This is a genomic window from Shinella sp., from assembly GCF_049651085.1.
GTDB lineage: Bacteria > Pseudomonadota > Alphaproteobacteria > Rhizobiales > Rhizobiaceae > Shinella.
On the sequence record NZ_JBASBL010000018.1, the window covers coordinates 22724 to 42668 of the forward strand.

The 19945-nt window shown below is 65.5% G+C and carries 12 protein-coding genes; 9 read left to right on the forward strand and 3 right to left on the reverse strand.

The features are described from left to right. The first annotated feature begins 20 nt into the window (after positions 1-20). Positions 21-1550 carry an FGGY-family carbohydrate kinase gene (locus WA950_RS10175; RefSeq protein WP_424551595.1) on the forward strand — a complete coding sequence of 510 codons (1530 nt, stop codon included), beginning with the start codon at positions 21-23 and terminating at the stop codon, positions 1548-1550. Continuing rightward, complete coding sequence (locus tag WA950_RS10180; RefSeq protein WP_424551596.1) at positions 1547-3172, forward strand: GMC family oxidoreductase; 1626 nt, start codon at positions 1547-1549, stop codon at positions 3170-3172. The genes WA950_RS10175 and WA950_RS10180 overlap by 4 nt, the downstream gene beginning before the upstream one ends. Positions 3173-3205: 33 nt before the next feature. On the opposite strand, the gene WA950_RS10185 is transcribed toward WA950_RS10180, so the two are convergent. Beyond that, complete coding sequence (locus WA950_RS10185; RefSeq protein WP_424551597.1) at positions 3206-3868, reverse strand: GntR family transcriptional regulator; 663 nt, start codon at positions 3866-3868, stop codon at positions 3206-3208. 242 nt (positions 3869-4110) lie between these two features. Here WA950_RS10185 and WA950_RS10190 point away from each other — a divergent pair, with 242 nt between their 5' ends. Genes WA950_RS10190 through WA950_RS10210 form a run of 5 tightly spaced genes read left to right on the forward strand, consistent with a single transcriptional unit; the run spans position 4111 to position 10320 of the window. Beyond that, a complete protein-coding gene (locus WA950_RS10190) occupies positions 4111-5376 on the forward strand; it encodes an NRAMP family divalent metal transporter (RefSeq protein ID WP_424551598.1) in 1266 nt (421 codons plus the stop codon). A gap of 16 nt (positions 5377-5392) precedes the next feature. Next, positions 5393-6160 (forward strand): LamB/YcsF family protein, encoded by a 768-nt coding sequence (locus WA950_RS10195; RefSeq protein ID WP_424551599.1) that lies wholly within the window; start codon positions 5393-5395, stop codon positions 6158-6160. Between the two features lie 9 nt (positions 6161-6169). After that, positions 6170-6979, forward strand: a complete 810-nt coding sequence (locus tag WA950_RS10200) for a putative hydro-lyase (protein WP_424551600.1) — start codon at positions 6170-6172, stop codon at positions 6977-6979. Positions 6980-6986: 7 nt separating this feature from the next. Then, a complete protein-coding gene (locus WA950_RS10205; protein WP_424551601.1) occupies positions 6987-8579 on the forward strand; it encodes a 5-oxoprolinase/urea amidolyase family protein in 1593 nt (530 codons plus the stop codon). Positions 8580-8589: 10 nt separating this feature from the next. Beyond that, a complete protein-coding gene (locus WA950_RS10210) occupies positions 8590-10320 on the forward strand; it encodes an acetyl/propionyl/methylcrotonyl-CoA carboxylase subunit alpha (protein WP_424551602.1) in 1731 nt (576 codons plus the stop codon). A 45-nt stretch (positions 10321-10365) separates the two neighbouring features. On the opposite strand, the gene WA950_RS10215 is transcribed toward WA950_RS10210, so the two are convergent. Beyond that, positions 10366-11148 carry a MauE/DoxX family redox-associated membrane protein gene (locus WA950_RS10215; RefSeq protein WP_424551603.1) on the reverse strand — a complete coding sequence of 261 codons (783 nt, stop codon included), beginning with the start codon at positions 11146-11148 and terminating at the stop codon, positions 10366-10368. Positions 11149-11201: 53 nt separating this feature from the next. Here WA950_RS10215 and WA950_RS10220 point away from each other — a divergent pair, with 53 nt between their 5' ends. Together WA950_RS10220 and WA950_RS10225 are read left to right on the forward strand one after the other, a co-directional pair. After that, positions 11202-11606 carry a MerR family transcriptional regulator gene (locus tag WA950_RS10220; protein ID WP_424551604.1) on the forward strand — a complete coding sequence of 135 codons (405 nt, stop codon included), beginning with the start codon at positions 11202-11204 and terminating at the stop codon, positions 11604-11606. Positions 11607-11829: 223 nt separating this feature from the next. Further along, complete coding sequence (locus WA950_RS10225; RefSeq protein ID WP_424551605.1) at positions 11830-13104, forward strand: GGDEF domain-containing protein; 1275 nt, start codon at positions 11830-11832, stop codon at positions 13102-13104. On the opposite strand, the gene WA950_RS10230 is transcribed toward WA950_RS10225, so the two are convergent. After that, on the reverse strand, positions 13089-19898 hold the full coding sequence (locus tag WA950_RS10230; RefSeq protein ID WP_424551606.1) for a beta strand repeat-containing protein: 6810 nt from the start codon (positions 19896-19898) through the stop codon (positions 13089-13091). The genes WA950_RS10225 and WA950_RS10230 overlap by 16 nt on opposite strands. Positions 19899-19945 lie beyond the last annotated feature (47 nt).

A 19945-nucleotide genomic window follows, 5' to 3' on the forward strand; every position in this document is an offset into this window, starting at 1 on the left:
AACCTTGGGAGGGGTTGCGAATGGGAGAGTATCTGTTGGGGCTCGACGCCGGCAACACCGTCATCAAGGCGGTGATCTTCGACCGCACAGGCCGGGAACTGGCCTATGCGGGGGAGGAGGGGCATAGCCGCATGCCGTGCCCCGGCCATGTCGAGCGTGACCTGAATGAACTCTGGGCCAATGCCCGGCGCGTCATCCGCACCTGCCTCGACAAGGCGGGGATTGCGGCAGGCGATATCGCCGCCATCGGCTGCGCCGGGCATGGCAACGGGCTCTATGCGCTCGACCGGGATGGCGAGCCGCTCATCGGTATCCAGTCGCTCGATACGCGGGCGACTGGCCTCGTCGAGGAATGGGCGGCGGCCGGCGTCGGCGAGCGGGTCTATCCCATCGCCCGCCAGCGTCCCTGGCCCTCGCAGACGCCGACCCTGCTTGCCTGGCTGAAACGCCACCGGCCAGAGGTCTTCCGGCGTATCGGCACGGTGTTCTTTTCCAAGGATTTCGTGGTCAACCGATTGACCGGCGAGCGCGTCAGCGAGATGTCGGACATGTCGGGCGCCGGCCTGCTCGATCTGGCCAACCGGCGCTACGACGGGGCGCTGATGGAGGCCTATGGCCTTGGCGATTGCATGGACCTCCTGCCGAGGCTCATCGAAAGTGCCGACATCGCCGGACGGGTGACGGAAGAGGTGGCGCGGGAAACCGGGCTTGCAGCCGGAACGCCTGTTGTTGGCGGGCTGTTCGACGTTGTGGCCTCGGCGCTCGGCTCCGGCGTCTCGCGCACCGGCAGCGCCTCGATCATCGCCGGCACCTGGAGCGTCAACCAGGTCATCATCGACAGTCCCGTTCTCGACGGCCCCGTCTTCATGTCCTCGACCTTCGATCGCACCCGCTACATGGCGATGGAAAACAGCGCCACCTCGGCGGCCAATCTCGAATGGCTGGTGCGGGAGTTCATCGAGGGCGATCACCAGGCCGATGTCTCGCCCTTCGACGCCTGCTGCGCGCTGGCGGCGGCGATCGAGCCCGCGGCGGACGATCCGCTCTACCATCCCTATCTCTACGGCGCCCAGCAGGACGGCCATGCGCGGGCGGGCTTCTACGGCATTGCCGGCTGGCACAGCAAGGGCCATCTGGTTCGTGCTCTTTTGGAAGGGGTTGCCTTCGGCCATCGCCAGCACATCGAGACGATCCGCAAGGCGGGGGCGCGTTTCGAGGAGGCGGTCCTGTCCGGTGGTGGCTCGCGCAGCCGGCTTTGGCCGCAGATTTTCGCCGATGCGCTCGGCGTGCCCGTCTGTGTCGCCGTCTCGCGCGAAACGGGCGCGCTCGGCGCGGCGATTGCGGCGGGAACGGGTGTCGGCCTGTTTGCCGACTTCACGGAAGGCGCGGATGCCATGGTGCGGGTCGAGCGGCACTACAAGCCGAACGTCGCACTTGCCGCCCACTACAACCGGCGCTACGCACTCTATAACGATATCGCCGAGGCGATGACGCCGCTCTGGCGGCGATTGTCGGAATCGCAAACCATGGCAGCGGGAGTTGCGGCGTGAACAGGCATGTCAATGAGACGCCGGCAGACGAAGGCACTTACGATTTCATCGTCGTCGGTGCCGGTTCGGCCGGCTGCGTCCTGGCCAATCGTTTGTCGGCTGATCCGAAGAACCGGGTGATTCTCCTCGAGGCGGGCGGTTCGGATCGCTATCACTGGGTCCATGTGCCGATCGGCTATCTCTACTGCATGGGCAATCCACGCACCGACTGGATGATGAAGACGGCGGCGGAGGCGGGCCTCAACGGTCGCTCGCTCAATTATCCCCGTGGCAAGTTGCTGGGCGGCTGCTCGTCGATCAACGGGATGATCTACATGCGCGGCCAGGCGGCCGACTATGACGGCTGGCGGCAGTCCGGCAATGCCGGCTGGGGCTGGGACGATGTGCTGCCCTATTTCCTGAAGTCGGAAGACAATTATCGCGGCGGGTCCGCCATGCATGGCGCGGGCGGCGAATGGCGCGTCGAGCGCCAGCGCCTCTCCTGGCCGATTCTCGACGCCTTCCGCGATGCGGCCGAAGAACTCGGCATCCGGAAGACCGACGATTTCAACGACGGGGACAACGAGGGCTCCGGTTATTTCGAGGTCAACCAGCGCGGCGGCCTGCGCTGGAACACGACGAAGGCCTTCCTGCGCCCCGCCATGAAGCGCAAGAACCTGCGCGTCCTGACCGGTGCGGAGACCGAGCGGCTGGAATTCGACGGCAAGGTCGTGACCGGCGTGCGTTTCCGCCTGAACGGTCGTGTCTGCCTTGCCCGCGCGTCGCGCGAGGTCGTCCTTTCGGCGGGGGCGATCAACTCGCCGAAAATCCTCGAACTGTCGGGTGTCGGCAGGGCGGACCTGCTGGCGGCGCTTGGCATTCCGCTTCATCATGCGCTTGCGGGGGTCGGGGAGAACCTTCAGGATCACCTGCAGATCCGCACCGTCTTCAAGATCGAAGGCGCGCGCACGCTGAACCAGCTCTACCACAATCTTCTGAGCCGCGCCGGCATGGGCCTGCAATATGCAATCAACCGGTCCGGCCCGCTCTCCATGGCGCCGAGCCAGCTCGGGATCTTTGCCAGGAGCGATCCGGCCGTCGCGACCGCCGATCTCGAATACCATGTCCAGCCGCTCAGCACCGACCGGCTCGGAGAGCCGTTGCATCGCTACCCGGCGGTCACGGTTTCCGTCTGCAACCTCCGGCCGGAAAGCCGGGGCACGGTCCATATGACGGCACGCGATGCGGCCTTGCCGCCGGAAATTCGGCCGAACTACCTTTCGACGGTGGGCGATCGGCTGCTTGCGGCAAAATCCATCCGCCATGCCCGCAGCCTCATGCAGACGAAGGCGATTTCGCGCTTCCGCCCGCAGGAAATGCTGCCCGGTGCGGAATTTGCCAGCGACGAGGAACTGATCCAGCGCGCCGGTGATATCGCCACCACGATCTTCCACCCGGTCGGCACCTGCAAGATGGGCAGCGACCCGATGGCCGTCGTGGATGCCAAGCTGCGCGTGCACGGTCTCGACAGGCTGCGCGTCGTCGATGCCTCGATCATGCCGACGATCGTCTCCGGCAACACCAACTCACCGGTGATCATGATTGCCGAAAAAGCGGCGGAAGCTATTCTGGAGCGGACGTAAGCGCCTGATTTTCAGGCGTTCTTCCCGCTCTTGTCACACCTGCTCGGAGGCGCGCTCGAGTGCCTTCAGCATCGTCCGTTCGGCAAGGTTGAGATAGATTTCCATCTGCTCTGCCGCCTCGTGGGGCTTGTTTTCCTCAAGCAGGGTGACGATGGCGTCGTTCATGTCGACGAACGGCGCATGCAGGTGCTCGGGATCGTTGAGAAGACCGAAGCAAAGTCGTAGTTCCGCCGAAATCCGCTCGTAGAACTCGTTCAACCGCACGCTGTCGGAAAGGTCGATGATGGCTGTGTGAAAGATCATGTTGGCGCTGCCGACACCGACCCAGTCGCCCTTTTCACGCTGCTGCCGCGCCATGTCCACCGCCTTGCGCATCACCTTGATGGCCTGATGCTGCTGCCAGGCTTGGCGGAGCGCCCCGCATTCCAGCATTCGGCGCACCCGGTAGATGTCGATGATCGAGGCCATGCTGGGGACAGCGACGAACACGCCGCGATTGGCTTCATGGCGAAGCAGGCCATCCTTGGTGAGCAGGCGGAAGGCTTCCCGAAGTGAATTGCGCGAGACGTCGAAGCGCTCGCTGAAGCTTGCTTCCGACAGCCTCTGGCCAGGAGTGAGTTCGCCCGAGATCAGCAGGGTACGAATGTGCCGCGCCAATCTATCCGCAAGTGGCAGGCCATTCCCGTCGTCGGTCATCTCTTTCCCTCCGATCCCGATTCCATCCGTCGGGCCCCTTTTTCATCGGCTGGCTTAGCACGGATGTGGGAGCAATGGGGGTGAAATTTGCCGCCAATCCCGAGCTATGTGGTTGGAAAAGAGGCTTTAATATGGAACGATATCAAAATATTGTTGAACAATATTGACATTTTTGTGTGGCAAGTCATCATTTAGTCATTCAGAACTCGCGAGGGGCGGGTGGATGAGACCGGAGAAATCTCATGGAACAGAACACAGCAACGCCTGCTGCTGCGGGTGTCGTCGCACAAGGCCTGCACACCGTTAAATCGCGTCGTTCGGCGCTGATCGCCGCGATCTTCCTGATGGCGACCAGTGCCATCGGTCCTGGCTTCATCACGCAGACGGCGACCTTCACCACGAAGCTCGGCGCGGCCTTCGCCTTCGGCATCCTCGCCTCGATCCTCATCGACTTCGTCGTGCAGCTCAACATCTGGCGTATCGTCACGCTGACGCGCATGCGCGCCTCCGATATCGCCAATGCCGCCATTCCCGGTTCCGGCTATCTGCTTGCCATCCTCGTCATCGTGGGCGGCCTGTTCTTCAACATCGGCAATATCGGCGGCACGGGCCTTGGCCTCAACGCCGTCTTCGGTCTCGATCCGAAGATCGGCGGCGCCATCAGCGCAATCTTCTCCATCGGCATCTTCCTGTCGAAGCGCGCCGGCCTGGCCGTCGACCGCTTCATCGTCTTTGCCGGTATCCTGATGATCGTGCTGACGCTCTATGTCGCCTTCGTCTCCGGTCCCCCGGTCGGCGATGCGCTCTTCCAGACCGTCCTGCCCGACACGATCGATTTCGCCACCATCACGACCATCGTCGGTGGCACGGTCGGCGGCTACATCACCTATTCCGGCGCCCATCGCCTGCTCGACCGCGGCATGGTCGGCGTCGAGAACCTGCCGGCGGTCAACCGCGCCGCGTTGACCGGCATCGCCGTGACCGGCCTGATGCGCTACGTCCTCTTCCTCGCCATCCTCGGCGTCGTTGCAAGCGGCGTCGTCATCGACACGGCGAGCCAGGCGGCAAACCCGGCCGCACAGGCCTTCCAGGCCGCTGCGGGTGACGTTGGTCTGCGTCTCTTCGGCATCATCTTCTGGGCGGCTGCAATCACCAGCGTCATCGGCGCGGCCTATACCTCGATCTCCTTCATCACCGTCTTCAAGCAGGACGTCAGTGAACATGCCCGCAACATGGCGACGGTGGTCTTCATCGCCATCTCGCTGGTCTGCTACCTGCTGATGACGACGCCGCCGGCCGCCATGCTGGTCTTCGTCGGCGGTCTCAACGGCCTCATCCTGCCGATCGGTCTCAGCATTTTCCTCTTCGCCGCCTGGAAGCGTGAAGACCTGATGGGTGGCTATCGCTATCCGCGCTGGCTGCTGCTCCTTGGCATCCTGGTTTGCGCCCTGACATGGTATATGGGCTACAAGTCGGCCGGCACGATCTTCGGCCTGCTGGGTCTCTAAGAGGGGAGGACGGATCATGGTAGCGATCGATCTCAACAGCGATCTCGGCGAAAGCTACGGCGCCTGGCGCATGGGCGACGATACGGCGATGCTCGCCGTCGTCTCCTCCGCCAACATCGCCTGCGGTTTCCATGCGGGCGATCCGGCCGGCATCTACCGCACCGTGAAAGCGGCGGCCGGGAACGGCGTCATCATTGGCGCTCATGTCTCCTACCCGGATCGCGTCGGCTTCGGCCGGCGTGATCTCGACGCGACTTCCGAAGAACTGATCGCCGACGTGATCTACCAGATCGGCGCGATCAAGGGCGTGGCGGCAGCCGCCGGCACGACCGTCCGCTACGTCAAGCCGCACGGCGCGCTCTACAATCGCATCGCCTTCGACGCCAGGCAGGGCCAGGCGGTGATCGATGGCATCAAGGCCGTCGATCCGTCGCTGATCCTGATGGGGCTTGCCAATGCGCCGATCCTCGATCTTGCGCGCCGCTCCGGCCTTGCCGTCGTTGCGGAAGCCTTTGCCGACCGCGCCTATACGCCGAAGGGCGAGCTTGTCTCGCGCCGCGAGCCCGGTGCCGTGCTGCACGACGAGGCGAAGATTGCCGACCGTATGGTCCAGCTTGCCCGTGAGGGCACGCTGGAAGCCATAGACGGCAGCACGATCCGCGTCGAGGCGCAGTCGATCTGCGTGCATGGCGACAGCCCCGGCGCAGTCGCCATCGCGCAGGAAATCCGCCGCCGTTTCGAGGCGGAAGGCATCGCCATCCGCTCCTTTGCCGAAAAAGCCTGAGGTGCGGCCATGACCATCCCTACCGCCTATCTCGACCACACCGACGCAACGGCGGCGCGCGAGGCGCGGGCCGTCTATCGCGGCGGCCGCGTCGAGCCGACCTCGGGCGTCGCGCCCGGTTTCACGCAGGCCAACATGATCGTGCTGCCGCGCGACTGGGCCTTCGACTTCCTGCTCTATGCGCAGCGCAATCCAAAACCCTGCCCGGTGCTCGACGTTTCCGATCCGGGCTCGCCGACCACGCTGCTGGCGCCCGGCGCGGACCTGCGCACGGACCTGCCGCTCTACCGCATCTGGCGTGACGGCAAGCTGGTCGAGGAAACCGCGGATGCGACCGCGGCCTGGGCCGAGCGTGACGATCTCGTCGCCTTCCTGATCGGCTGTTCCTTCACCTTCGAAACACCGATGGTGGAGGCGGGTATCGAAATCCGTCACATGACGGACAAGACCAATGTGCCGATGTATCTGACGAACCGGGCTTGCCGTCCCGCCGGGCGGCTGAAGGGCAATATGGTCGTGTCCATGCGCCCCGTTCCGGCCTCGCGCGTCGCCGATGCCGCAACCATTTCCGGCCGCTTCCCGGCCGTGCATGGGGCGCCCGTGCATGTCGGGGCGCCTGAAGAAATCGGCATTGCCGACCTTTCGCGGCCTGAATTTGGCGATCCCGTTCGCATCGAGCCGGGTGAAGTGCCGGTGTTCTGGGCTTGCGGCGTCACCCCCCAGGCCGCTGTGATGGCGTCCGGCGTTCCCTTTGCCATCACCCATGCGCCGGGCCATATGTTCATCACCGATATTCCCGATTCCGCCTATCACGCATGAGGGCATGATGCGCTTTCTTCCCGTCAGCCTGACCACTGTTCTCGTCGAGCTCGCCGATCTCGACGAGACGCTTGCCCTTTTCGCCTCGCTGCAGGCGGACACCATCGACGGCGTCGAGGAAATGGTGCCGGCTGCGCGCACGCTGATGATCCGCTTCCGCCCGGAAAAGGTTTCTTCGACGGAACTGGCCGCCCGCATCGCCACCCGCGACCTTTCGGCGAAGATCGCGCCGTCCGAGCATCTGGTGGAAATCCCGGTGCGCTACGACGGCGAAGATCTTGGCGATGTCGCGGAGCTGACGGGCCTCAGTGTGGAAGAGGTCATCCGCCGCCACGCGGAAAGCGAATTCACCGTGGCCTTCTGCGGTTTTGCGCCCGGCTTCGGTTATCTCGTCGGTGGCGATACGGCCCTGCATGTGCCGCGCCGCAAGAGCCCGCGCACCCGCATTCCGGCGGGCTCCGTGGCGCTTGCCGGTGCGTTCAGCGGCGTCTACCCGCAGGCTAGCCCCGGCGGCTGGCAGATCATCGGCACGACGCCGGTCAAGATGTGGGATATCGATCGCGATCCCGGCGCGCTGTTCCAGCCCGGCTACCGCGTGCGCTTCTTCGACATGGCGACGTCCGGTAGGACGATCAGTATACCCCAGCCTGCCGCGCGCGTGGAACAGGCGGCATCGCCGGATGCGCCCCGGTTCAAGGTGCTTGCAGCGCCCATGCCCGCCGTGTTTCAGGATCTCGGCCGCTTCGGCCAGACGGGGCAGGGGGTTTCGGCCTCCGGTGCGCTTGATCGCGGCGCCTTCAATGCCGCCAACCGCATTGTCGGCAATCCGGCCAACAGGCCGGCCCTCGAAATCACCCTCGGCGGCTTTTCCTTCGAGAGCAATGTCCGCGCGGTCATCGGCCTTGCAGGCGCGTCCTGTCCCGTGACGGTTCTTGACTGTGCCGGGCGCAGTCGCGAATTTTTGACCTACCAGCCGATCGCGCTGGAGCCCGGCGACGTCGTGACCATCGGTCATCCGAAAAGCGGCATGCGCTCCTATCTCACGGTTCGCGGTGGCTTCGAGGTCGCGCCGGTTCTCGGCAGTGCGGCAACCGACACGCTGGCCGTGGTCGGCCCCGAGCCCGTGACTGCGGGAACCGTGCTGGCGCTGAACGGCAGCAAGGACGAGCTCGCCAGCGTTTCCATCGACGAGGCCCCCGCCTTCGACCTGCCGGCGGCGGGCGACGTCGTGACGCTCGATGTGGTGCTCGGCCCGCGCACGGACTGGTTCACGCAGAAGGGGCTCGAGACGCTGACGGCCCAGCTCTGGCAGGTGACGCCTCAGTCGAGCCGTGTCGGCATCCGCCTTGCAGGCGACGTGCCGCTGGAGCGCAAGGACAGTGCGGAACTGCCGAGCGAAGGCACGGCCACCGGCGCGATCCAGGTGCCGCATAGCGGCCAGCCGGTGCTCTTCCTCGCCGACCATCCGCTGACCGGCGGCTATCCCGTCATCGGCGCTGTCGCCGAGTATCATCTGGATCTCGCCGGCCAGATTCCCATCAATGCAAAGATCCGTTTCCGCCCGATCGGCCCCTTCGCCGAAATCGCTGCGACCCGATAGGAGGAATAGCATGAAGAAAATCCTGATCGCCAATCGTGGCGAAATCGCCGTGCGCATCGTGCGCGCCTGCCGCGACCATGGTCTCCAGTCGGTTGCCGTCTATGCCGATCCGGATGCGGACGCGCTGTTCGTGCGCCTTGCCGACGAGGCCTACGGGCTTGGCGGCGTGCGCCCGGCGGAAACCTATCTCGATATCGAAAAGCTGATTGCGATCGCCAGGCGCTCGGGCGCCGACGCGGTGCATCCCGGCTACGGCTTCCTTTCGGAACGCGCCGAATTTGCCAAGGCGGTACAGGATGCGGGCCTCATCTGGATCGGTCCCGACCCGCATGTGATCGAGGCGCTTGGCGACAAGGTAGAGGCGCGCCGGCTCGCGCAAAGCGTTGGCGCGCCGCTCGTTGCCGGTAGCGACGGCCCTGTCTCGTCGGCGGCCGAGGTGATCGCCTTTGCTGAGCAGCATGGCCTGCCGGTCGCCATCAAGGCGGCGCATGGCGGTGGCGGGCGCGGCATCAAGGTTGCGTGGAAGATGGAGGAGATCGCCGATCTCTACGAATCCGCCGTTCGCGAGGCGACCGTCGCCTTCGGCCGCGGTGAATGCTTCCTCGAACGGTTCCTCGATCGCCCTCGCCACATCGAGGCGCAGGTCATTGCAGACAGGCACGGCAACGTGCTGGTGCTTGGCACCCGCGATTGCTCGGCGCAGCGCCGCAACCAAAAACTCATCGAGGAGGCTCCGGCACCCTTCCTGACACCGGAACAGCGCGAAAGGATCCATGCCGCCGCCAAGGCGATCTGCGCCGCTGCCGGCTATTGCGGCGCGGGAACCGTGGAATTCCTGCTCGGCGTCGACGGCACGATCTCCTTCCTCGAGGTGAACACCCGTCTTCAGGTGGAACATCCCGTCACGGAAGAGACGACCGGCATCGACCTCGTCATCGAGCAGTTCCGCATCGCCGAGGGCCTGCCGCTCCGCGTTCTCGAAACGCCGGAACCGCGTGGCCATTCCATCGAATTCCGCATCAATGCGGAAGACCCGGGCCGCGGCTTCCTGCCGACGCCGGGCACGATCACGGCCTTCGATCCGCCCTCCGGCCCCGGCGTGCGCGTCGATAGCGGCGTCGTCAGCGGGTCCAGCATTCCGGGCGTCTTCGATTCGCTGATGGCCAAGCTCATCGTCACCGGTGCGACCCGCGAGGAAGCCCTGCGCCGTGCGCGCCGGGCCCTGAAGGAATTCCGCATCGAGGGTGTAGCGACGGTCCTGCCGTTCCACAGTGCGGCCATCGACACCGAGGACTTCATCGGAACGGACGGCTTCAAGGTGCATACCCGCTGGATCGAGACCGATTTCGCTGCCATGCCGGACGCCATGGCGCGGCCGGAGGCGGTGGCCGATCCGTCGCTGATCCGCACCCATCTGGAAATCGACGGCAAGCGCGTCTCGCTCGCCTTGCCCAGCCTGCTTCTTGCCGGGCTTGGGGCGGCGGGCCAGGGCTCGGCATCGGCTGGCGGCGCCAGCGGCAAACTTGTCGAGGACGGCATTGCCGCTCCGGTTTCGGGCACGTTGCAGTCCTTCAAGATTGTCGATGGCGCCGATGTCGCCGAAGGCGAGCTGGTGGCCGTCATGGAGGCAATGAAGATGGAAACGCAGGTTCTTGCGTCGAAAGCCGGTCGCCTGCGCCTTCGCGTCAAGGAAGGCGACTATCTTCAGGCCGGCGACACGCTGGTGGTTTTCGAGGGCTGACCTCAAGGCAGATGCACGGCGCTCAGGGCGCCGTGCATGCCGCTGCTACATCGTGTGGGCGCCGACATAGCCGAGCGATGCGGCGGCCATCCAGATCGCCATGGCGATCATCATCAGGTTCTCCGTCAGCGAGATGAAGCCGAGCGGAACGTTGCTCGAACCGCCGACGCAGGCGCATTTCAGCTCGCGCTTGTCGATATAGACCGCCTTGAACACCGATGCGGCGCCGATGGTGCCGATGAAGAGCGCGACCGGGATGGACAGCCAGTTGAGCGCACCGGCCACCATCAGCACCCCCGCAAGACCTTCCGCATAGGGGTAGATATAGCTGTAGGGCACCCAGCGCTTGGCGAGCAGGTCGTAGTTGAGGAACATCGTCGCGAAGCCTTCGACGTTCTGCAGCTTCAGGAGGGCGAGCACCACCATCGAGAAGGCGATGAACCATTCGGCAGCCCGTAGCGTGAAGGGCGAGCCGCTGACTGCGAAGCTCGCGGCCATCGCCATCAGCGCCGTCAGCGTGAAGAGCACGATGACCGGGCGGTAGGTGGTCGCCTTCGGGTCCGCGACGGGTTTGCCGAGATGGCGGCGCAGGTCGTCGTAACCGCCGATGCGCTTGCCGTCGATGAAGGACTGTGGGGTGGTGGCGACGTCGTGCTCGGCCTTGAAGGCGTCGGTTTCCTCGCGCGTCGTCAGGTGGCGGTCATCGACCTCGTAGCCCGAACGCTGCAGCAGATCCTTTGCCTTCAGGCCATAGGGGCAGGTGTGGCCCGGCATCACCATGCGGTAGAGAATGGCCTTGCGGCCGGCGTCTTGTACCTTGTCCAACATCTCTCACGTCTCCTGTCTTGTGAAACTGTTGGAAGGACTATAGGTTCCGTACCATGGTACGGAGTCAACACCCTCAAGAGCTGACGATTGGAAAATTTGCGGCCGCCGCCAATGTCGGCGTCGAGACCGTGCGTTTCTACCAGCGCCGCGGCCTGCTTGCGACACCGAAGCGGATCGATGGGACCCGGCACTACGGCGAAGCGGACGTCTCGCGCCTGCGTTTCATCCGGCAGGCGCAGACGGCGGGCTTCACGCTCGAGGAAATCCGCCAGCTGCTGGCGCTCGATTCCGGCGAGGACCGCGCGGCGGTGAGGGAAATGGCGACGAAGCGGCTTGCCGAGCTCGACGCCCGCATGGAAGAGCTGCAACGGGCAAGGTCGTCGCTGCAGACGCTCGTTTCGGAATGTGCCGTCGGCAAGAAGGGGCCATGCCCCATCCTCAAATCGTTCGAAGCGTGACCGGCTGTCTCCGATGACGGCATCCGTCCCCTCCTTTCTGGCAGGAGGACGAGGCACATGACCATCTTAACGATCTGTTGGCCTCATCTCGCAACATGCATTTAGGAGTCTCGCGGCTATGGTATCGGGCAAGTGCGGCGCCTTGGTGCCGCTGTTCATGTCCGATGGCCGTGTCGTCTGCGGGGCTGTCGAAAATCTCCGGATCTGGAGGAGCGTGTTCGCGATGGATGCGAAAACCATACTCACAACCGCATCGGTGATGGTGCTGGCCAATGGCGCGATTCTCGCGATCATCGGCCGCGAGCTTCCGGCAAGCCTCCGGTCTTCCGCCAGCCATTGGTGTCTTGGTACGCTGCTCGTTGCGCTTGGATGTGTCGTTTTTGCCTTTGGCGGGCCGCTACCCCGGCCGCTCGTGCTGTCGATCGCCAATGCTGGCTTCGCCTTCGGGCTGACGGCCTACTATGTGTCGATCCGCCAGTTTCTCGGCTTGAAGGTCGCGCCCTGGCACTTTGCGCCCGCCGTCGTGGCGACGGGCGCGGTGATCTGGTTCTCCACCGTCGACCCGAATTTTCATATCCGCATGGCCGCCGTGTCCGTCGCCTGGATCTGCGTGATGCTGATGTGCCTGAGAGATCTCCTCGACAAATCGAGGGGGCATGCCTCGCTGGCTCGGTCCATTCTGGCGGCGATGTTCATTGGTATCGCTCTCTATTCCGCCGCGAGGGGCGTGTTCTATCTGTCTCGAAATCTGCCGGAGAGCTTTGCCGTCGAGGCGGGCGGGAACTGGCTGAACGTTTTCTCTGCGCTTTTCCTGACCATGCTGCCGGTGATGGGAACGACGGCTTTCCTGCTGATGTGCTCGGATCGCCTGAGGCGCGGATTGGAACGCGCGGCGTCTACCGATTACCTGACGGGCCTGCCGAACCGGCGCAGCCTCGCGGAAATCGCCATCGATGCCTTCCACGAGGCCAGGGCGAAGGCCGGCGATTTTGCGGTCGCGGTTTTCGATGTCGACAAGTTCAAGGTCATCAACGATAGCCATGGCCATGATGTCGGCGACCGGGCGCTCGTCCATGTCGCGAACCGGCTGCGCGGGGAGCTGCGCCCGACGGACATGATCGCGCGTACGGGCGGCGAGGAATTCGTCGTGCTCTTCCGTGATCTTGCCAAGGCTGACGTGCTTTCGATTGCCGAGCGCATGCGGGTGGCAATCGGGAACAGTGATTTTTCGGTGAACGGCAGGAGGATCGAGCTCACCATCTCGGCAGGACTGGCTTTTGCCGAGACGGAGGATGCGGTCTATGACGACGTGCTCCGCCGGGCCGACAACGCGCTTTATCGGGCGAAGGCAAATGGCCGCGACCGCCTTGAGACGGCCTCGGCCTATGCACCGGACGGGCGGGTCGTGGTCGCTCCGCCCGCCATGTTGGCAGAAGGTTGGCCTTCGCCGAGCGCGGACCCGCAGATCGGGTCCGCCTCCGTTCAGATATCGAGATAGGACGAGATGATCGCCGCGATCTCGGACTGGGGATCGCTGGCCGCCTGCGACATGTCCGGCGCCGCACCGCTGTCTTCGGTCGCTTGCGTCGTTGCCGCGTTCGTGCCGGAAGTCTCGAAGCCCCTTGCCGCAGGCCCGGGGCCGCGTGGCAATGCATCGATCTGTGCCGAAGTCATCGCGGCAAGCTGGCCGGGCGTGAATGCGTTCGCCTGCTCGTTGGTGAGGCCGGCAAGCGCGGCCGTGCTCAGCCCCGCGATGGCGTTCGAGCCGAGTGCGAGAATGTGCTCCACGGAGAAGGTGCCGAGATCGTCGGCGCCAAGGGCGGCCGCCTGCGTCGCCGTCAGCGCGCCCACCTGATCGGTCGACAGCGCGCCGACCTGCGATGCGCTCATGGCGTTCATCTGGCCGTAGGTGAGGGCGGCGATCTGGCCGCTCGTCAGTGCGGCAATGCTGTCCGACGACATTGCGCCGATGATTGCGGCCGACAGGCCCTTGATGGCCGAAGGGCTCATGGCGGCAAGCTCTTCGGTGGAGATCGTCTGCATTTGCCCGGGGGTCAGGCCGGCGGTGCCGGGCATGCTCAACGCGCCGATCTGGGCGAGCGAGAAGGCTTCGACCTGGTCTGTCGACAGTGCGGCGACCTGTGCGCTGCTGAGGCCAGAGATGGCCTCGGTGCTGAGTGCGGCGATCTCCGCTTCAGAGAGCGTCGCGAGATAGCCCGGCGGCAGGCCCTTGATGGCGCTTGAGCCGATTGCCGCAAGCTTTTCCGTCGAGAAGGTGTCGAGGGCCTCGCTGGAGAAGCCGCCGAGCGCAGCGGCGGTAAGCGCCGCGATCTGGCTGGTGGAGAGCGCTTCGGCCTGCTCGAAGGTGAGGCTCGCGGCGTGCATGCCGGTAAGGCCGGCGATACCGCCCACGCTCAGCGCTGCGACCTGGCCGGGCGTCAGGGCTGCGATGTCCTCGACGGCAAGGGCTGTCACCTGCTTGGAGGTGAGGGCATTGATCTGCGCGGAGGAAAGGGCCGCAACCTGGCTTGGGTTGAGCGCCGCGATCTGGCCCGTGGTCATCCCGCCGATGCCGGCCGGGCTGAGAGCCTCGATCTGTTCCGGGGTAAAGCCGGCGAGGATGCTGGACGAAAGGCCGCCGATCGCCGCCGCGCTGATGGCGGAGATTTCCGCCGTGGTGAACAGGGCGATGTCGCTGGCATCGAAGGCCGCGATCTGCCGCGAGGTGAAGGCGCCGATCTGGGCGGCGGACAGCGCCTCGACCTGATCGGCATTGAGCGCCATGATCTGCTCGCTCGACAGGCCGGAGGCGCCGGCCGTGCTGAGCGCCGTGATCTGCGCCGTGGTGAGCGAGGCGATCATGCCCGTGGAAAGCCCGGCGATCGCCCGCGAGCCGATGGCGGCGATGTCACTGGCCGAAAACAGTGCGAGATCGTCGGTGCCGAGCGCTGCGATCTGCCGCGAGTTCAGCGCACCGACCTGCGTGCTTGTCAGGGCTTCCGCCTGGGCCGTGCTGAGGGCGTTTATCTGCTCGGTACTGAGGGCGGCGATGCCGGCGGTGCTGAGCGCCGCGATCTGCTCGGGCGAAAAGGCAGCGATGTCATCGGTGCTGAAGGCGGCGATCTGGGCGGACCCGAACGCGGCCATCTGCAGGCTCGTCAGGGCGTCAAGCTGATCGCTGCTGAGGGCGGCGATCTGGGCGCTCGTCAGGCCCGCCGTGTTGATTGCCGATACCTGAGCCGTGCTGAGCGCGGCGATCATCGCCGTGGGAAGGCCGGCGATGGCGCGCGAGCTGATCGCTCCGATCTCGGCGGTCGTGAAGGTGTCGAGATTCGCGGTGCTCAGCGCGGAGACCTGCGTCGAGTTCAGTGCTGCAATTTGCTCACCCGTCAGCGCCTCGGCCTGGGCCTCTGTCAGCGCGCCGATCTGTGCCGTCGTCAGGCCGGCGATGCCGGCAGAGCCGAAGGCGGCGATCTGTGCCGGTGAGAGCGCGGCGATATCGTCCGTACCGAGGGCGGCGACCTGTTTCGAACCGAGAGCGGCGACCTGCGCCGTGGTCAGCGCCGCGACCTGGGCGCTCGAAAGGGCGGCGACCTGCTCGCTCGTCATGCCGGAGAGGCCGGCCGGCCCGAGGGCGGCGATCTGGCTCGTCGTCAGCGAGGCGAGCATGGCTGTCGAAAGGCCGGACATCGCACTCGAACTGATGGCCGCCATGTCGGCGACGGAGAAGGTGCCGAGCTTGTCCATGTCCAGCGCACCGAGCTGTCGTGCAGTGAGGGCGGCGACCTGCTGCGGGGTCAGTGCCTCGGCTTGCGCGGTCGTGAAGGCGGCGACCTGTTCGGTCGAAAGGCCGGCGATGGCGGCGGTGCTGAGGGCGGCTATCTGCTCCGGTGAGAGCGTTGCGATATATTCCGGACCGAGCGTGGCGATCTGCCGGGCGTCGAGCGCGCGGACCTGCGCCGGGGTCAGCGAATCGAGCTGTTCGCTGGTGAGGGCAGCGATCTGCTTTGGCTCAAGCCCGCCTATGGCGGCGGTGCTTAGTGCGGCGATGTGGGACGTGGAGAGTGAAGCGATCGTTTCCGCGGACAGGCCGGTGATGGCGTCTGCACCGATGGCCGCGATCTCGCGGGTGGTGAAGGTGGCGATTTCGTCGCTGGAGAAGGCTCCAAGCTGGACGGCGCTGAATGCCCCGATCTGGCTCGTCGTCAGCGCTTCGGCCTGTGTAGCGTTGAGCGCGGAGATCTGTCTGGTGGTCAGGCCCGGAATGCCGGTGGCGCTGAGCCCCGCGATCTGCGCCGTCGAAAGGACTGCGATCGCATCGGTCGACAGGCCCGGCATTGCGCTCGATGTGATGGCGCCGATTTCCTGGGGGGTAAAGGTCGCGATTTCATCCGGCCCGAAGGCGGCGATCTGCGTCGAGTTCAACGCGGCGATCTGGGTTTTGGTGAGCGCCTCGGCCTGGGCTGTGGAGAGCGCTGCGATCTGCTGGGTGGTCATCGCGCCGATAGCTGCGGCGCTGAAGGCCGCGATCTGCACGGTGGAGAGCGAGGCGATCATTGCCGCCGACAGGCCCCGGATGGCGCCGGAGGTGATCATCGAAATGTCCTTCGTGGAGAAGGTTGCGATGTCCTCGGTGCCGAATTCGGCGATCTGTTCGGAGCTGAGCGAGCCGACCTGGGCGCTGGTCAGGGCTTCGGCCTGGCTGGTGCTGAGCACGGAGAGCTGCTGCGATGTGAAGCCCGCAATGCTGCCCGAATTGAGCGCGGCGATCTGCGCGGTCGTCAGCGCCGCGATCTTGTCCGTGCCGAAGGCCGGGATCTGCGACGAGGTGAGCGCCGACATCTGCTTTGTTCCGAGCGCGCCGATCTGTTCCAGGCTGAGGGCGGCGATCTGGCTTGAGGTCAGACCGGCAATGCCGGAAGCGTTGAGCGCTGCAATCTGGGCGGTCGAAAGCGCGGCGACGTCGCTGGAGGAGAGCGCTGCCACCTGCCCGGAGGAAAGCGCGCCGACCTGGGCCGTCGTGAGGGCGGCGATCTGGCTGGCACTGAGCGCGCCGATCTGGTCGGCACGCAGTCCGGCGACGGCGGCCGGGCTGAGGCTGGCAATCTGCTCGGAGGAGAGCGCCTTGATGTCATTGTCGAGCCCGGCGGCCTGCGCGGCGGTCAACGCCTTGAGCTGTGCCGTGGAAAGCTGGCTTACCTGGAGCGAACTCAGCGCCTCGATCTGGTCTGCTGTAAGGCCGGTGAAGCTGCCTGTGCTGATCGCCCCGATCTGCTCGGAAGTCAGCGAGGCGAAGGTATCGGGTGCGAAACCGGAGACGGCGCGGGTGGAAAGGGCCGCAATCTGCGCAGTCGAAAGGGCCTGGATGTCCTCCGGCGTCAGCGCTGCGACCTGCGACGAGGTGAAGGCGCCGACCTGCGCGGGAGAAAGGGCCGCGATCTGGGCGGTGGACAGCGCATCGATCTGATCGGCGGTCATGCTGGCAAGCGTCGTGCGGTTGAGCGCGGCGGTCTGCGTGGCGGAGAGCCCCTTGATCGCCTCACCGGTCAGGCCCCCGATGGCCTTGCTGGTGATCGCCGCAATGTCGTCGGTGGAGAAGGTTGCCAGGTCCGCGGCGCTAAGTGCGCCGAGCTGGGCGGATGTCAGGGATTTGACCTGCAGCGGCGACAGGGCCTCGATCTGCGCCGTGGTCAGCGCCTCGATCTGGTCGGGTGTCAGGCTCGCAATGACATTCGTCGCGATGGCGGCAATCTGTCCGGTGGTCAGCGAGGCGAGGAAGTCCGCGTCGAGACTGGCGATCTGCGACGGTTTCATGCCGCCGATCTGCGCGGTCGTCAGAGCCGCGATCTGCTCGGCGGAAAGCTCGGCGAGCGTCGCGTTGCCAATACCAGGAATGGCCTTTGCGCTGATCGCCGCCATGTCCTCGGTGGAAAAGGTCGCGATACCCTCCGGCCCGACCGCCGTCAGCTGTTTGGCGCTCATTCCACGGATCTGCTCCGGTGTGAGCGCTTCGATCTGCGCGGTGCCCAACACGCCGATCTGAACGGTGGAGAGGCCGGCAATGACGCTCGGGCTGAGCGCGGCGATCTGCTCGGGCGAGAGAGCGGCAATGGCTGAGGTCGGCAGGCCGGCAATAGCCTTGCCGCTGATGGCGCCCAGGAGTTCCGGCGAAAGTTCCGCGAGTATTGCAGGGTCCATCGCCGCAAGGTGAGACGACGTCAGCGCTGCCATTTGTGCGGGCGACAGGGCATCGATCTGCAATGCGCTCATCGCGCGAATCTGGGCAGCCGTGAAGCCTGCGAGCGCGGCGGGGCTGATGGCGCCGATCTGGTCGGGCGAAAGTTCCGCGAGCGCGGCAGAGCCGATGCCGGTAACAGCCCGGTTGTTCAGCGCGGCGAGATCGGCCGTCGAGAACGTCGCGAGCGCATCAGGAGACAGGGCGGCAAGCTGGGCCGCATTGAGGGCCTTCACCTGCGCCGGTGTCAGGGCCTCGACCTGTTCTGTATCGAGTGCGGAGATCTGCGTGGGCTTGAGCGCGCTGATCTGGCCCGTGGTCAGGGCCATGATTTGCCCAGTCGTCAAGGCGGCGAGCGCATCGGCGCCAAGGCCGGGCAGGGCCTTGTTCTGGATCGCGGCGATGTCGGAGCTGGAGAAGGTCGCGAGCGTCGAGGGTTTGAAGGCGCCGATCTGCGCGGCCGAAAGCGCCCTGATTTGCACGGGGACGAGCGCCTCGACCTGGTCTTCGTCCAGCATGGCAATCTGCTGCGGCGTCAGCCCGGCGATGGCCTTGACGCTGAGTGCTGCGATCTGAGCCGGGGTGAGGCCGGAAATGGCGTCGGGGCTGAGGCCCGAAATGGCATTTGCCGAAAGCGCGGCGATATCGGCGGTGGAGAAGGCCGCGATGCCGTCGCTGTCGAGGGCTCCGATTTGCTGGGCGGTGAAGCCCTTTATCTGCGTTGGCGAGAAGGCGGCGATCTGCTCGTGGCTCATGGCGCCGATCTGCGCGGCTGTCAGTCCGCGAACCGCGTTGCTGTTGAGGGCGGCGATCTGGCTGGTGGACAACCACTCGATATTGTCCGGGTGGAGGGCGGCGACCTGCCGGGCGTCAAGGGAGGCCATCTGGTTGGGCGTCAACGCCTGAATCTGTCCCGCGGTGAGCGCGGTAATTGCCGCCGCGCTCAATCCCTTGATGGCCTTGACGGATATGGCGGCCACGGCTTCGTCGGACAATTCCACGATATCATCGGCGCTGAACGCAGCGAGCTGTGTTGCGCTCATGGCGGCCATCTGCGCCGGCTTCAGGGCCGCGGTCTGCTCCGGGGTGAAGGCGGCGATCTGGGCGGCTGTCAGGCCCTGGATGGTCTGGACGCTGAGCGCGGCGACCTGTTCCGTCGTGAGATCGGCGATGGCCTCGGTGCTGAGGCCGGAGAGCGCCTTCCTGGAGATCGCGGCAATATCCTCGGGCGAGAAGGTGGCGAAGGCCGCGGGGCTCATGGCGGCGAGTTGCTGGGCCGAAAGGGCCTTTACCTGCGAGGGCGTCAGGGCCTCTATTTGCGAGGTGCCCAGCGCGCTGACTTGCCAGGGTGCAAGGCCGGTGATGGCGCTGGTGCTGAGCGCGGCGATCTGCTCTTCGGAAAGGGCGGTGACGGCGGCTTCGCTCAAGGCCGCGATTTGCGCGGGCTTCAGGAGCGCGACCTGTTCGGGCGTCAGAGCCCTGATCTGATCGGGCGTCAGGCCCCCGGCCTGTGACTGAGTGAGGCCGGCGACGGTCAGCGGGCTGAGCGCGCCGATCTGGCCGTCGGAAAGCCCCGCGAGCGCCGCGTTGCTGATACCCTGCACGGCCTTGTAGCTGATCGCGGCCATGTCCTCGAGCGAGAAGGTCTGGAGGTCTGCCACGCTGAGCGCCGCAAGCTGCGCCGCGCTCATGACCTTGACCTGCGATGCCGTCAGCGCCTCTGTCTGTTCGGGCGTCAGCCCGCCGATCTGGCTCGCGCTCATGGCGGCGATCTGCGCGGCGGTGAGGCTTTCGATCTGGCCTTCGTTGTATTTGTTGAGCGCGCCGATCTGGTCGAGCGACAGGCCGATGACGGCGCCCTGCGCAATGGCGCTGATCTGGCCGGCGCTGAGGATTTCGATGTCCTCCACGTCCAGCGCGGCGATCTGCCGGGACGAGAAGGCGCCGATCTGGCTGGAGGAAAGCGCCGCCACGTCGTCGGTCGTCAAGCTCTGGATCGCCGTCGTCGAGAGCTGCCTGATCTGGCTGGGGCTAAGCGAGGAAACGATCGACGTCATTGGCAAAGTCCTGGGAAAACAAGCGGAAGATCACGCAAATTACGGTA

Bases quoted from the DNA above. Each gene is read 5' to 3' on its own strand.
- WA950_RS10175 (WP_424551595.1), top strand. From the start codon at position 21: ATGGGAGAGTATCTGTTGGGGCTCGACGCCGGCAACACCGTCATCAAG.
- WA950_RS10185 (WP_424551597.1), bottom strand. From the start codon at position 3,868: ATGACCGACGACGGGAATGGCCTGCCACTTGCGGATAGATTGGCGCGG.
- WA950_RS10190 (WP_424551598.1), top strand. From the start codon at position 4,111: ATGGAACAGAACACAGCAACGCCTGCTGCTGCGGGTGTCGTCGCACAA.
- WA950_RS10195 (WP_424551599.1), top strand. From the start codon at position 5,393: ATGGTAGCGATCGATCTCAACAGCGATCTCGGCGAAAGCTACGGCGCC.
- WA950_RS10200 (WP_424551600.1), top strand. From the start codon at position 6,170: ATGACCATCCCTACCGCCTATCTCGACCACACCGACGCAACGGCGGCG.
- WA950_RS10205 (WP_424551601.1), top strand. From the start codon at position 6,987: ATGCGCTTTCTTCCCGTCAGCCTGACCACTGTTCTCGTCGAGCTCGCC.
- WA950_RS10210 (WP_424551602.1), top strand. From the start codon at position 8,590: ATGAAGAAAATCCTGATCGCCAATCGTGGCGAAATCGCCGTGCGCATC.
- WA950_RS10215 (WP_424551603.1), bottom strand. From the start codon at position 11,148: ATGTTGGACAAGGTACAAGACGCCGGCCGCAAGGCCATTCTCTACCGC.
- WA950_RS10220 (WP_424551604.1), top strand. From the start codon at position 11,202: ATGGTACGGAGTCAACACCCTCAAGAGCTGACGATTGGAAAATTTGCG.
- WA950_RS10225 (WP_424551605.1), top strand. From the start codon at position 11,830: ATGGATGCGAAAACCATACTCACAACCGCATCGGTGATGGTGCTGGCC.
- WA950_RS10230 (WP_424551606.1), bottom strand. From the start codon at position 19,898: ATGACGTCGATCGTTTCCTCGCTTAGCCCCAGCCAGATCAGGCAGCTC.